The sequence below is a fragment of the Burkholderia sp. BCC0419 genome (assembly GCF_902830285.1).
Lineage (GTDB): Bacteria > Pseudomonadota > Gammaproteobacteria > Burkholderiales > Burkholderiaceae > Burkholderia.
On the sequence record NZ_CADESR010000001.1, the window covers coordinates 1,130,747 to 1,144,342 of the forward strand.

13 protein-coding genes are annotated in these 13,596 nt (G+C 70.0%); 7 read left to right on the forward strand and 6 right to left on the reverse strand.

Features of this window, described 5'->3' with window-relative positions; all coding sequences use genetic code 11:
• The first annotated feature begins 4 nt into the window (after positions 1–4).
• Together HWW87_RS05000 and HWW87_RS05005 are read left to right on the forward strand one after the other, a co-directional pair.
• Positions 5–877 carry a hypothetical protein gene (locus tag HWW87_RS05000; protein WP_175819482.1) on the forward strand — a complete coding sequence of 291 codons (873 nt, stop codon included), beginning with the start codon at positions 5–7 and terminating at the stop codon, positions 875–877.
• A 129-nt stretch (positions 878–1,006) separates the two neighbouring features.
• Positions 1,007–1,627 carry an HAD family hydrolase gene (locus HWW87_RS05005; RefSeq protein WP_175819483.1) on the forward strand — a complete coding sequence of 207 codons (621 nt, stop codon included), beginning with the start codon at positions 1,007–1,009 and terminating at the stop codon, positions 1,625–1,627.
• A 29-nt stretch (positions 1,628–1,656) separates the two neighbouring features.
• Here HWW87_RS05005 and HWW87_RS05010 read toward each other — a convergent pair whose 3' ends face one another.
• Positions 1,657–2,766 carry a fatty acid desaturase gene (locus tag HWW87_RS05010; protein WP_175819484.1) on the reverse strand — a complete coding sequence of 370 codons (1,110 nt, stop codon included), beginning with the start codon at positions 2,764–2,766 and terminating at the stop codon, positions 1,657–1,659.
• A 225-nt stretch (positions 2,767–2,991) separates the two neighbouring features.
• On the opposite strand from HWW87_RS05010, the gene HWW87_RS05015 reads away from it, so the two are divergent.
• Positions 2,992–4,029 (forward strand): AraC family transcriptional regulator, encoded by a 1,038-nt coding sequence (locus tag HWW87_RS05015; RefSeq protein WP_175819485.1) that lies wholly within the window; start codon positions 2,992–2,994, stop codon positions 4,027–4,029.
• Positions 4,030–4,104: 75 nt separating this feature from the next.
• Here HWW87_RS05015 and HWW87_RS05020 read toward each other — a convergent pair whose 3' ends face one another.
• Together HWW87_RS05020 and HWW87_RS05025 are read right to left on the reverse strand one after the other, a co-directional pair.
• The gene (locus HWW87_RS05020; RefSeq protein ID WP_175819486.1) at positions 4,105–5,151 is read right to left on the reverse strand and encodes a beta-propeller fold lactonase family protein; all 1,047 of its coding nucleotides are present in this window, start codon (positions 5,149–5,151) and stop codon (positions 4,105–4,107) included.
• Positions 5,138–6,505, reverse strand: coding sequence for an MFS transporter (locus HWW87_RS05025; protein ID WP_175819487.1), 1,368 nt, complete (start codon positions 6,503–6,505; stop codon positions 5,138–5,140). Before HWW87_RS05025 ends, HWW87_RS05020 begins: the two co-directional genes overlap by 14 nt.
• A 410-nt stretch (positions 6,506–6,915) precedes the next feature.
• Between HWW87_RS05025 and HWW87_RS37080 the strand changes: the two genes are divergently transcribed.
• The 3 genes from HWW87_RS37080 to HWW87_RS05040 all read left to right on the forward strand — a co-directional run bounded on the left by HWW87_RS37080 (position 6,916) and on the right by HWW87_RS05040 (position 9,853).
• Positions 6,916–7,065 (forward strand): hypothetical protein, encoded by a 150-nt coding sequence (locus tag HWW87_RS37080; RefSeq protein WP_244107136.1) that lies wholly within the window; start codon positions 6,916–6,918, stop codon positions 7,063–7,065.
• A 17-nt stretch (positions 7,066–7,082) separates the two neighbouring features.
• Complete coding sequence (locus HWW87_RS05035; RefSeq protein WP_175819488.1) at positions 7,083–8,063, forward strand: acetyltransferase; 981 nt, start codon at positions 7,083–7,085, stop codon at positions 8,061–8,063.
• Between the two features lie 311 nt (positions 8,064–8,374).
• Positions 8,375–9,853 (forward strand): deoxyribodipyrimidine photo-lyase, encoded by a 1,479-nt coding sequence (locus HWW87_RS05040; protein ID WP_175819489.1) that lies wholly within the window; start codon positions 8,375–8,377, stop codon positions 9,851–9,853.
• Between the two features lie 22 nt (positions 9,854–9,875).
• On the opposite strand, the gene HWW87_RS37400 is transcribed toward HWW87_RS05040, so the two are convergent.
• The 3 genes from HWW87_RS37400 to HWW87_RS05050 form a co-directional block, all read right to left on the reverse strand.
• Positions 9,876–9,998: a hypothetical protein gene (locus tag HWW87_RS37400; protein WP_006478335.1), complete on the reverse strand. Its 123-nt coding sequence runs from the start codon at positions 9,996–9,998 to the stop codon at positions 9,876–9,878.
• Entirely contained in the window at positions 9,989–11,218 is a 1,230-nt protein-coding gene (locus HWW87_RS05045; RefSeq protein ID WP_244107137.1) for an MFS transporter, read from the reverse strand. The genes HWW87_RS37400 and HWW87_RS05045 overlap by 10 nt, the downstream gene beginning before the upstream one ends.
• A 165-nt stretch (positions 11,219–11,383) precedes the next feature.
• Positions 11,384–12,325 (reverse strand): LysR substrate-binding domain-containing protein, encoded by a 942-nt coding sequence (locus HWW87_RS05050; RefSeq protein ID WP_175819490.1) that lies wholly within the window; start codon positions 12,323–12,325, stop codon positions 11,384–11,386.
• A gap of 136 nt (positions 12,326–12,461) precedes the next feature.
• Between HWW87_RS05050 and HWW87_RS05055 the strand changes: the two genes are divergently transcribed.
• A complete protein-coding gene (locus HWW87_RS05055) occupies positions 12,462–13,502 on the forward strand; it encodes an alpha/beta fold hydrolase (protein ID WP_175819491.1) in 1,041 nt (346 codons plus the stop codon).
• Positions 13,503–13,596 lie beyond the last annotated feature (94 nt).

Below are 13,596 nucleotides of genomic sequence, written 5' to 3' on the forward strand. Positions count from 1 at the left end.
AGCGATGACGAATCCGTCCGACGAGCCGAAGCGGCTCGAGTTCGATACGACGCCCGAGCGCCCGCCCGGGCGTCTTGCGTTCGACGCGCCGGCCGCGCCCGGTGCGGCGGTCGCACGTGCGCCGGCGCGGCCCGCGCCGCAGGCGCTCGACTTCGGGCCGGCGCCCGCGTCCGATCAAGCCGTGCGTGCGGCGCCCGCCGATGCGGTCGGCCGCGCGCTGTTCGGCGAATCGAATCATCCGCAGCTCGAAGCGTGCTTCCGCGCCGCACAGGCCAGCTTTCCGAATCTCTATCCCGACTACGCGCCGCGCATCGAGCGGCATATCCGGCAACTGGTGCCGCTGAAGCTCGCGACGGTCGCGACGATCGGCGACGGTGCGCTGGAGACGGCCGGCAACCTCGTCGAGGCCGTCGCGGCGACGACGCGAGAATTCAACGAACTCGGCGCGGCCGACATGATGGCCGGGATGCTCGCGCAGGCGACGCGCAAGGCCGGCATGTTCGAACGCTGGTTCGGTGCGGCGTCGGGCCATGTCGACTACCGCGCGGCGCTCGGCGCGCTGAAGCAGTCGCTCGGCTTTTTCCCGCGCCGGACCGAGGAGCTCGCCGCGAAGGTCCGCCATGCGGAGGAGAACCTCGTGGTCGTGCTCGCGGCGCTGAGCGCGGTGTCGGACGTGGTGCGGGCGCCGGACGATGCAGGCGTCGAGCGCACGCTGTTCGATCGCCGCAACATCGTCGGGCAGGCCGTCCAGCAGATCCGGATGCAGCCGGCGCAACTGCGCGGGCTCGACGAGCGCGTGATCGACCTGCTGTCGCGCGCCGATCACCTGATGAACGTCGTGCTGCCGGCGGCGCTGGCCGCGCGGCCGCCGCGCTGAGCGAACGATACGACCGACCGCACGCGCTTCGACGCGCGTGGTCTCGTGTCGGGCGCGGCACGGTTTCGCGCGGGTGGACGCGAGTCTGCTATCTTCCCGGGCATCTCATCGCTTTCCCGCCGATTCTCCATGACCGATCGCATCGTCGCCGCCTTCGATTTCGACGGCACCATCACGACCACCGACAGCTTCCGCCATTTCGTCCGCCAGGCGGTCGGCACGCCGCGTTTCGCGTGGGCCGGGCTGCGCGCGCTGCCGTGGATCGTCGCGATGAAGGCAGGGCTGCTGTCGCGCGGCGACGCGAAGGCGAAATTCGCGTCGTTCGCGTTCGGGCCGATCCGCGAAGACGCGCTCGATGCGCAGGCGCGCAGGTTCGTCGACACCTATCTGTCGAGCCTCGTGCGTCCGGAAATGCTCGAGCGCATTCGCGAGCATCGCGCGCGCGGGCATGAAGTCGTGCTGGTCAGCGCGTCGCCGTCGCTGTATCTGGAGAAGTGGGCGAAGACGGCCGGCTTCGACGCGGTGCTCGCGACGCGGCTCGCGTTCGAGCGCGGCGTCTTCGCCGGGCGGCTCGACGGCGAGAACTGCTGGGGACCGCAGAAGGTCGTGCGGCTGCGCGGGTGGTGGGGCAACCGGCCGCCGAAGCAGTTGTTCGCGTACGGCGACAGCCGCGGCGACAAGGAAATGGCCGAGCTCGCGAACTGGTCGTGGATTCGCGGGCAGGGGCCGATGCCGCCGATCGGCGATTGATGAAGCGCTGAGGCGGCGCGCCGCCGGCGTTACGCGTCGGCCTGCGCGTGGTGCGTGCCGCGAGACGGGCGATAGCCGCCCCAGCGATTCGCGCGCGCGAACGTGCCGACGTCGTTGAAGCGCACGCCGATTTCGCGCAGCGCCGCATGCGCGGTGCGCGCGGTCAGCTGCCGGATGTAGAACGGATCGCGCACCACGAAGTGATGGATCGCGTGCGTGCTGCCGAAATTGAAGCAGAACAGCTGGAACGGCAGCATCCACCACGGGTTCAGCACCTGCGTCTGCTGGATCACGTTGCGCGAATCGATGTCGCCGAAATAGTGCATGTTCGAGCTGACGAAGTTGATGCAGAAGCTGCGCACGAAGTTCGGCCCGAGCCACACCACCGCCAGGAAATCGACGACACGCATCACCCGCTCGACGACGGCCGGCACCGTTACCGCGTAGCCAAACGCGTGCAGCGCAAACAGGCCGACGTGATAGACGATGAACGCGTGCCACAGCGTGTAGTACAGGTGACCGATCGGCATGTACGACGACACCTGCTCGACACGCAACTGCAGGCGCTCGGACGGATCCTGCACCGGCTGCGCGGCCACGTACTGCTTCACCTTGCGGCGCATCGCGGCCGGCCGCAGCACGACGGCGAGCATGCCGTCCGCGATCATCAGCAGGCGCTTCACGCCCCAGCGTTCGCCGTTGGTGATGCCGAATTCCTCGAGATCCGATTCGCCGCCCGACACCTTGTGGTGATGCAGGTGCATGCGCCGGCGCGTCCACGGGTTGATCGTGCCGGGCCGCGTGAGCCAGCACAGCGCCATCATCAGGTGATACGCCCACGGCGTCTTCTTGAAGTACATCAGGTGGATCAGGTCGTGCTCGAGCTCGTGGATCAGCGACGTGACGAACGCGGCGAGCGGCAGCGCGACGTACCACGCGAGCGCGCCGCGCGCATACAGCCACGCGATCGCGAGCATCGCGCTCACCGACACGGCCATCACGGTCGCGCCGACGAGGTTCTGGTTGTCGAGCAGCGGAAAGCGCGCGCGGATCGCGTCGCTCGCGGCGTTGACTTCGCGGCGGACGTACGCGACCTTGTCGGCGTCGTTTCGAAAGACGGTTCGTGCGGGTTGGCTCATCGACCGGGATCCGTGCGAAAAGAGTGGGGCGCAATGCCGATGTGACAAGCATAGGCGCGTGCCGGAGCGCACGCGAGGGCCGTCGGTGCCAATGGTGGTGTCATTTCGGGCCACGTTGGCCGGCAGGCCGGCGCCCGATGCACGGCTGCATGGCTAGAGTGCCGCCGCGGTGTCATTGCGGGCCAGCGACGCTACAATCCGCCGAAACCGCCCGGAGTGAGCCGCATGGTCCTGTCCGTTCCGGATGCCGCGCGCCAGTTGAACAAGGCGACGGTGTCGTCCGCGTATGCGCTGTTCATGCTGATGCTGGCCGAGGAGCGCGGCATCGACGGTGGCCGCATTCTTGCCGGCTCGGGCGTCGAGCGCGAGCGGCTCGCGCAGCCCGATGCGCGCATCACGCCGCTGCAACAGGCGGCGATCGTGTTCAACCTGCTCGACGCGACCGACGATCCGTCGATCGCGATCGAGATCGGCCTGCGCAGCAGCCTGACGAAAGCCGGGCTGATCGGCTTCGGGCTGATGAGTTGCGCGACGCTCGGCGAGGCGATCGCGCTCGGCATCCGTTACCTGCCGACGCGCGTGCCGTTTTTCTCGGTGCGGCTCGCGCAGCTCGACGGCATCGTCGACATCGACGTGCTCGAAGCGTTTCCGCTCGGCCGGCTGCGCCAGTTCGCGGTGGAAAACTTCCTGGTCGAGACCGCGATCCTGTTCAATTCGCTGCTGTATCCGACGCCGGGGCGCACGCTGCAGTCGCGTGCCGAACTCCATTTCGAATGGCCGGAGCCGCCATGGTTCGAGCGTTATCGCGCGCGGCTGCCGCGCTGCCATTTCGATGCGAGCGCGAACCGCATCCGCTGCGACGCCGCGCTGCTCGACGAGCCGATCGGCACCGCGAACGCGCAGACCGCGCAGATGATCGTCCAGCAGTGCGAGGCGGAACTCGCGCGGCTCGGCTATGCGGAAAGCATCGTCGAGCGCGTGCGCAACCTGCTGATTTGCGGCGAGGGCGGCTATCCGTCGGTCGACGACGTCGCGCGCGAGCTGCATGTGTCGGCGCGCACGCTCAAGCGCAAGCTCGCCGAATACGGCGCAACCTATTCGGCACTGCTCGACGAAATCCGGCTGCGCGACGCGCTGCGGCTGCTCGAAGGCACACGCCTGCCGGTCGATGAAATCGCGGCGCGCGTCGGTTATACCGACCGCGCCAATTTCACGCGCGCGTTCAAGCGCTGGACGGGTGTTGCGCCGAGCGAGCGGCGCTGAACGCCGCTGAACGCCGCACCCGCACCCACATCGGCGTGCCGGTTCCCGCGCAGGCGCTGATGCTTCTTCAAACCTTCAGACGATCGCGATCCAGTTCGCGCCGCGGCCGCCCGGCACGCGCGCGTGCAGCGACAGCGTGCCGTCGTCCGGCGCGATCGCATACACCGCCACGTGTTCCGACTGTTCGCCGCAGGCGACGAGCCAGCGTCCCGACGGATCGATCGCGAACCCGCGCGGCTGCGTCTCGGTGGCCGTCGCGTGTGTGGGCTCGAACGCCCCGTCTTCGGTGCGGCGATAGCCGAGCAACCGGCTCGACGTGCGCTCGCTGACGTACGCGAATCGCTCGTCGGGCGTCAGGTGCAGATCGGCGGCCCACACGGACGGCTCGGCGGGGGCGGGCGGGCGCGCATGGCCTTGCGCGAGTTCGGCGACGGCCGGGTGGCGCACGCTCACGAGCGGGTCGCCGAGCCGGCCGGTGTCGGTGTCGCGGGCGAAGGCGGCGAGCGTGGCCTGGAATTCGCTGACGACGACGAGCGTGCGGCCGTCATCCGCGAACCGCAGGTGACGCGGACCGAAGCCGGCCGGCACGCGCGTTTCGCCGTGTTCGACCGCGCGTAGGCCGGCGGCATCCTCGACGAGCGCGAAGCCGAACACGCGGTCCGAGCCGAGCGAACTGACGTACGCGAAACGGTTGTCCGGCGACACGATCACCGCATGCGCGTTCGCGATGCCGCCCGCGACTTGCAGCGGCGTGCCGTCGCCGTCGCGCACGCGTGCCGCGTCGTAGAGGCTCAGCGAATTCCCGCCGTACGACGCGCCGAGCAGCCAGCGGCCGCTGCGGTCGAGCGACAGGTACGCGTGGCTCGCGTCGATCGCGGTCGTGCCGATGCGCGCGAGCGCGCCCGTGGCGGCAACGCGGAATGCGACGATCGTCGGTTGCTCGCCGCGCGTCGCGACGTAGAGCCGCGTGCGGTCGGCCTGCACGGCGATCGGCATCGCGACGTCGGCGGCGGGATAGCGGGCGAGCGGCGCGAGCGTGCCGTCGCCGGCGAGGGAGAACGTGGCGAGGTCGCCGTCGGCGGCATTCGAGACGACGACGGTCAGGCGGTCAGTGTTCGGCATGGCGGAGCATCGAGGCGTGCGTGAAGGATTCGTCGGCCGGCCGGCCGCGCGGCGGATCGCTGCGCCGCTGCGTGCGCGCGAACAGCGCGGCGACCGCGGCGACGAGCGAAGCGATCGCGAGCGCATACAGCCCGCCCGTGATCGAACCCGTATGTTGCTTCAGATAGCCGAAGGCCGTCGGCGCGACGAAGCCGCCGAGGTTGCCGACCGAGTTGATCAGCGCGATCACGGCCGCGGCCACGCGCGTGTCGAGATAGCCCTGCGGAATCGGCCAGAACAGCGACGCCGCGGCCTTGAAGCCGAGCGCGGCGAAGCAGATCGACGCGAACGACCACACCGGATTGGGCGACGTCGACGCGAACAGCCCGCACGCGGCGAGCACGAGCGCGAACGCGAGCCAGCGCTGCGGATGCTTCCACTTCGACGACAGCACCGCGAAGCCGTACATCGCGCCGATCGCGATCATCCACGGAATCGTGTTGTACAGGCCGACCTGGAAATCGGTGAGGCCGCCCATCTTGCGGATGATGGTCGGCAGCCAGAACGTGGCCGCGTAGATCGTCAGCTGGATCGAGAAGTACAGGAAGCAGAACAGCATGATTTGCGGATCGCGCAGCAGCGTGGTGGCGCGCACCGGCACGTTCGAGCGGACGTCGCGCGTCGCGCGCTCCTCGTCGAGCGCGCTCTGGAGCGCCGTGCGTTCCTCGGCGGTGAGCCACGTCGCGTCGCGGATATGCGATTTCAGCAGCAGCCAGCTCGCGCCGCACAGCGCGACCGAGAACAGCCCTTCGATCAGGAACATCCATTGCCAGCCTTCGAGGCCGAAGCCGCGGATCGACAGCAGGGCGCCGGTGACGGGCCCGGACAGCACCGACGCGAACGCGGAGCCGCCGAGAAAGATCGCCATCGCCTTGCCGCGCTCTTGCGGCGGCAGCCATTGCGACAGGTACAGCACGACGCCGGGGAAGAAGCCGGCCTCGGCCGCGCCGAGCAGGAAGCGCAGCGTATAGAACGACGTGTCGTTCCACACGAACGCCATCGCGGCCGCGACGATGCCCCACGTCGCCATGATCCGCGCCAGCCAGATGCGCGCGCCGTAGCGCTGCATCAGCAGGTTCGACGGCACTTCGAACAGCGCATAGCCGACGAAGAACAGCCCGGCGCCGAGCCCGTACGCGGCCGCGCCGATGCCGATCGACGCTTCGAGATGGCGATCGACGAAGCCGACGTTGACGCGGTCGATGTAGTTCGCGATGAACATGATCAGCACGAGCGGGAGCACGTGCCACTTCACTTTCGAGACGGCGGACGCGAGCGGGTCGCGGCCGGGCAGGGCGGACGAGGGCGGGTTCAAGGGTGTCTCCGGTCGGGCGGCGGCGGACGGGGCGGCAGCCCGCGTCGGCGTCTGGGTGGCGGTCTGTGTAGTATGTCGTCGTATGACATGGTACGCCGGTGCACCGACGATGACGTCGCGGGTTTACCCGGAAATTTCCCTGATTTTGGAGAAACTGCGGGATGGGAAGCGCATGGTTTCACATCTGATGACGTATGACATGAAATGACGTTGCGCCGACCGCCAGTCCAGGAGCGGACCAGACTCGGCGTGAAACTCGCGGTCGAGGCGGCGCATCGTGCACGGTACGTTTCCGAAGCCGGTGGAGAAAACCGACCTCGACGGGGCAGTGCTCGATGCCCGCGTGTTTCGCACGATGGCGCTCATGCGGGAAGTCGTGCCGCACATGAAGTGGCGGCAGCGCGATCGTGATGAACGACAGGCAGGCGACCCGCAAGCCGTTTGCAGGGGAGGGCGGCTACGCTCTATTGAAGAACGCGCTCGCGGTTGCGGCAAAATACTGGGCGCGCGACCTCGGCGTGCACGCCACTCGCGCGAACCGCGGCGATTTCATGCCTTGACGATGGAGCAACGGATCATGCAGGACAACCAGCACGCGCGGCATGTCTTCGCGTTCAACGGCGACGCGGACGGCCTGTGCGCGCTTCAGCAACTGCGGCTCGCGGAACGCGTGCACGGCACGCTCGTGACCGGCGTGAAGCGCGACATCAGGCTGCTCGAGCGCATCGACGCGCACGGGGGCGACCTCGTCACCGTGCTCGACGTGTCGTACGACCAGAACCGCGACGCGTGCGCACGGCTGCTGCGCGACGGCGCGACGGTCCGTTACTTCGACCATCACTTCGCAGGCGAGCTGCCCGACCACCCGCGCTTCGACGCGCATATCGACACGGCGGCCGACGTCTGCACGAGCGCGATCGTGAACCGCTATCTCGGCGGCCGGTACGTGCGCTGGGCGATCGTCGCGGCATTCGGCGACGAACTGCCGGCGCTCGGCGATGCGCTGGCGCGCGAGCATGGAATCGACGAAGCCGAACGTTGCGTGCTGGCCGAACTCGGGCTTTACCTGAACTACAACGCATACGGCGAGTGCGTCGACGATCTGCATTTCGATCCGGCGGCGCTCGCGGACGCGATGCTGCCGTGCATCGATCCGCTCGATTTCGTGCGCGAGACCGCCGTGTTCGTCGCGTTGCGCGACGGCTACCGCGACGACATGGCGCGTGCGTGCGCACTGCTGCCGCTGCGCGAGGTGCCGGGCGCGACGCTGTTCAGGATGCCCGATCATCCGTGGGCGCGGCGCGCGACCGGCATGCTCGCGAACGAGCGGATGCGCAATGCGCCGTATGTAGCGCTCGCGGTGCTGTCGCCGAGAGCAGGCGGCGGGCTCGTCGTCAGCGTGCGCGTGCCCGACGGCCGGTCGATCGGCGCGGACGAGTTCTGCCGCGGCTTCGCGACCGGCGGCGGGCGCAAGCGCGCGGGCGGCATCAACCATCTGCCGGAAGACGAGTTCGATGCGTTTGCCGAGCGCTTCGAGGCCGCGTTCCGGCTCGATTGACGCGACGCATCGTTGACCGGATCAGCCGGTCGCACCGGCGAGCACGGTCGGCCCATCGGGCCGCCGCAGCGTGACTCGATGCGTTCGTCAGCCGTGCGCGGTGTGCACGAACCGGTCGACGCACCCCAGCCAGAGAAGCATTGCGTGCGTACCGCCGTCCGGCCGCGCGACTTCCATCGGATTGAAGCGGATCGTGCGGTCGCACGCAGTATCGCCGTGGCGTGCTGGCCGTGACGGCCGGCGTCGACACCGCGCAGCGCAGCCGCGACAATACGCGTCTCTTTTTGCTTTCGCCATCGAGGTGCCTGCCCGTGCCCGCCCAGTCGTCCGTTGCCCCCGCGATCGTCTGGTTCCGCGACGATCTGCGCGTGACCGATCAGCCCGCGCTGACGCGTGCGGTCGAATCCGGCCGGCCGCTCGTCTGCGTCTTCGTCGACGACACGGGCGCCGGCGCCAGGCCCGCGCTCGGCGGGGCGGCACGCTGGTGGCTGCACGGGTCGCTGGCAGGGCTCGACACCGCGCTCGCGCGGCATGGCGGGCGCTTGCTGCTGTTGCGCGGCGACGCGCAGCGCGAGATCGAGCGACTCGTTCGTGACACGGGCGCGGCGGCCGTGTACTGGAACCGCCGCTATGCGCAGCCGCAGCGTGACGCCGACGCGGCGCTGAAGGCGTCGCTCAAGGCGCACGGCGTGACGGTCGAGAGCAGCAACGGCAGCCTGTTGAACGAGCCGTGGGAGGTGCTGACGGGCAGCGGCGGGCCGTACCAGGTGTTCACCGCATACTGGCGCGCGGCGCGCCGCGATCGCACGGTCGCCGCGCCGCTGCCGGCACCCGGGCGGATCGCGCTTCGTCCGTGGCCGCAAGCCGTGCGCGACCGCGCGCTGGCGCTCGACGCGCTCGCGTTGCGTCCGCATGCGCCGGACTGGGCCGGCGGCCTGCGCGATGCGTGGTCGGCGCCCGACGAAGCCGGCGCGCACGTGCAACTCGACACGTTTCTGACGACATCGCTCGCCGGCTATGCGGAGGCGCGCGACCGGCCCGACCGCCCGACGACGAGCCGGCTGTCGCCGTTCCTGCGCTTCGGCAACGTGTCGCCGCGACAGGTGTGGCATGCGGTGCAGGGCGCCGCGAGCGCCGGCGGCGCGGCGTACGCGGCGCACGCCGACAAATTCCTGAGCGAGCTCGGCTGGCGTGAATTCAGCTACATGCTGCTGTATCACTTCCCGTCGCTCGCGACCGACAACTTCCGCGCGCCGTTCGATGCGATGCCGTGGCGCGACGATCCCGCCGCGTTACGTGCGTGGCAGCGCGGGCAGACCGGCTACCCGCTCGTCGATGCGGGCCTGCGCGAGCTGTGGACGACCGGCTGGATGCACAACCGCGTGCGGATGGTCGTCGCGTCGTTCCTGATCAAGCATCTGCTGATCGACTGGCGCGCGGGCGAAGCGTGGTTCCGCGACACGCTGGTCGACGCCGATCCGGCGAACAACGCAGCGAGCTGGCAATGGGTGGCCGGCTGCGGCGCCGACGCCGCGCCGTATTTCCGCATCTTCAATCCGGTCGCGCAGGGGCAGAAGTTCGACCCGGACGGCGCGTACGTGCGGCGCTGGGTGCCCGAGCTTGGCGGCCTCGACAACGCGTCGATCCATGCACCGTGGGAAGCGTCGCCGCTGGCGCTCGAAGCGGCCGGCGTACGGCTCGGCGTCGACTACCCGGCGCCGCTCGTCGAGCACGCGGCCGCGCGCGCCCGTGCGCTCGATGCGCTGGCCGCGTTGCCGAAGCGCCGCTGACCGTCCGCTCCGGTTTGCCGCATCAATTGCAGAACGCGACGTGCTCGAGCAGCGCGTACGCGACGCCCGAATCGAAGTAGGCCGCGCCGCACCACGCGACGAACGCGAGGGTGCCGGCGGCCAGCGCCGCGCGGATCATGCCCATGCCGCGCCGCCCGATGCCGGGCGCGCGACGCGCGCGTCGTCGATCGGCAGGTGCAGCAGCGCCGCGAGCACGCCGAGCGCGATCGAGCCGATCCACAGCGGCATGTACGAATGCGTCGCGTCGTACACGAGCGCACCGAGCCACACGCCGAAGAAGCTGCCGAGCTGGTGCCCGAAGAACACGAAGCCGAACAGCGTCGCGATGTAGCGCACGCCGAACACCTGCGAGATCACGCCGTTCGTCAGCGGCACCGTGCCGAGCCATGTGAACCCCATCACGGCCGCGAACACGTAGACGCTCGCGGGCGACAGCGGCGCGGCGACGAACGCGGCCATCGCGAGCGCGCGCACGAGGTACAGCACCGACAGCACGTACTTGCGCCGCAGCAGCCCGCCGAGATGGCCGCACGCATAGGTGCCGGCCACGTTGGTCAGCGCGATCAGCGCGAGTGCGACGCTCGCGTGGCGCGCCGGCAGCCCGTGGTCGAGCAGGTACGCGGGCAGGTGCGTCGCGATGAACGCGAGCTGGAAGCCGCACGCGAAGAAGCCCGCGTTCAGCAGCCAGAAGCCGCGATGCGCGAACGCCTCGCGCACGGCTTCGCCGATCGACTGCTCGGGGCCGGCGGCGGCGGCCGCCTTCGCGGGCCGGTCGCGCAGCAGCACGGCGAGCGGCGCGAGCAGCGCGGCGACGAGCGCCAACGCGATGAACGCGTGCCGCCAGCCGATGCCGCCGATCAGTTCCTGCGCGACGGGCACCATGCAGAACTGGCCGAGCCCGCCGATCGCGCCGGCGACGCCGAGCGCCCAGCCGCGCCGGTCGGGCGGAAACAGGCGGCTCAGCGCGCCGTAGATCGACGCGAATGCCGAGCCCGACAGCGCGATGCCGATCACGAGCCCGGCGCCGACCGTGAACAGGCCGGTCGTGGCCGCCTGCGCCATCGTGACGAGCCCGGCCGCGTACAGCAGCATGCCGGCGACGATCACGCGCACCGAGCCGAAGCGGTCGGCGACCATCCCGGTGAACGGCTGCGCGACACCCCAGATCAGGTTCTGCAGCGCCAGCGCGAGCCCGAACGCTTCGCGCGACCAGCCGTGGTCGAGCGAGACGGGCGCGAGGAACAGGCCCTGCACGTGGCGGATGCCGAGCGCGGCGCCCATGATCAGGCCGCCTGCCAGCACGGGCAGCCAGCGGCGCCGGACTTCCTGCTCGATCGGGGTCATGCGTGTCTCCGGATGAAGGCGCGCGGCGAAACGGCCGCGCTCGATCCGATTAGACGAGCGGGGCCGCTCTCGCTCAAGCGATCATTCGGTCAGGTTGGCATGCGTGACGGGAATGCGAAGGGATGACGGCGCCCGCCCGCGGTCACGCGCATCCGCACAGTCGGCTCAGGCCGACGTCGTATCGTGCGCGTGCATCGCCGCATCGCATTCGGCCGCTTCGGCGAGCATCCAGTCGCGCACGTCGGCGACTTCGCGGCGCGGGGCCGGATCGTGCTGGAACAGCCAGTAGCCGTACGTCTCCGACAGCGTCTGCGTGTGCGGCCCGAGCATCGCGAGCCGGCCGTCGGCGAGCATCGGCGCGACGAGCGCGAGCCGGCCGAGCGCGATGCCCTGGCCCGCGATTGCGGCCTGGATCACCTGGTCGTACTGGTTGAAGCGCAGCACGCCTTTCGGGCGCGCGTCACCGAGCCCGGCCGCGTGCAGGTGCGCGTGCCACTGCAACTGCGGTTGCGGCGGGCCGTCGAATTCGAGCAGCACGTGATCGGCGATCGCGGCCGCGCTCGTGACCGGCCGCGCGGCGAGCGCGGGATGCGCGACCGGCACGACGATCTCGTCGAACAGGCGCAGCGCGCCGGCCGGCGCGCGGTCGCGCGGGCAGTAGCGGATGCCGAGGTCGATGCCTTCGGCGCGCAAATCGAGTACCTTGTCGTTCGCGGCGACGCGCAGGTCGATCCCGGGCAGGCGCGCCTGCAGCCGCCCGAGCCGCGGCAGCAGCCACAGCGCGGTCACGCCGATGCTGGCGGTGATCGTCACGGGCTGGCGCTCGCGCGCGGCGGCGAGCGACGCGACGGTGTCCTGCAGGCTGTGCAGCGCCGCATCGGCGACGCGGAACAGCCGCTCGCCTTCCGGCGTGAACGCGATCTTCCGGTAGCCGCGCTGCAGCAACGTCACGCCGAGATGCGCTTCGAGCGCATGGACCTGGCGGCTGACCGCCGACTGCGTGACGCACAGGTCCTGCGCGGCGAGCGTGATGCTCATGCGGCGGCCGACGGCGACGAAACCGCGGACGAGGTCGAGCGACGGGAGACGGACGAGTGGCGTTGACATGCGCGTGACTCATGCGAACGGAGCAGCAAGATTGGTTGAGAACGCGGTACGCGTCAAGTTCAATGGAGGCGGGTGGATCGCGGAGGAAGGGGCTGAGTAAGCGCTGAAGCGCTAACTGGGGTCGACAGGAGACACGATGACGATTTCGAACGAGGAAAGCGGGGCGGCGCAGGGCAGTCGCGCGGCGGGCGCGTTGCCGCCCGAACCCGTGACGCTGCGCGCGGCCGACGGCTACGCATTGCGCGGCCATGTCTGGCACCATCGCGGCGGCGGCGCCGTGCGGCCCGTGACGGTCATCAATTGCGCGACGTCGGTGCGCTGCGACTACTACTTTCGTTTCGCGGCCTGGCTGTTCGCGCAGGGGCGCGACGTGCTCGTCTACGACTATCGCGGCATCGGCGGGTCGCGTCCGGAACAGCTCGCGAAGCTGCGCGCGAACTGGCTCGACTGGGGGCGGCTCGATTGCGAAGCCGCGCTGCATTACGCGCGCGACGCGTTTCCGGGCCAGCCGCTCGATGTGGTCGCGCACAGCATCGGCGGCTGCGTGCTCGGCCTCGCGGCATCGAACGTGCACGTACGGCATGCGGTGACCGTCGGCGCGCAGTACGCGTACTGGCGCGACTATCTGCCAGCCGAGCGGCGCCGCATGTGGTGGAAGTGGCATGTCGCGATGCCCGCGCTCGCGGCCGTGTTCGGCTACGTGCCCGCGAAGCGGCTCGGCTGGATGGAGGACACGCCGCGCGGTATCGCGCTGTCGTGGGCGCGTGCGCAGCCGCGTTTCGAGGATGGCTACATCGGCAGCGTGCTCGACGACGGCGGGGCAAGCCGCGTCGCGTTGCCGGCGCGCTTCGCGGGACTGTCGGCGCCGATGCTCGCGATCGGCCTCGACGACGACGCGTTCGGCACGGTCGACGCGATCGAGCGGCTGGTCAGCTATTACACGGGCAGCAACGTCACGCATCTGCGGATCGCGCCGGCCGACATCGGCGTCGACGCGATCGGCCATTTCGCGTTTTTCCACAGCCGCTTCACCGACACGCTGTGGCCCGTCGCGCTGTACTGGCTGCAACACGGCGTGCTGCCGGCCGGTGCGCCGGGTGCCGTGCATGCGCTGCACCCGGCGTCGCGCGGGCGGCTGACGGGGAGCGGCGTGCCGGGCATGGCCGCGAACGGGTGACCGGGCGTAGACGAACGCAACGCGCTATCCCGGTTTGCTTCCCGATCCTGCGGCAGCGGCCGCAGCCGCAGGTCGGCGCGATCGATTAACATCG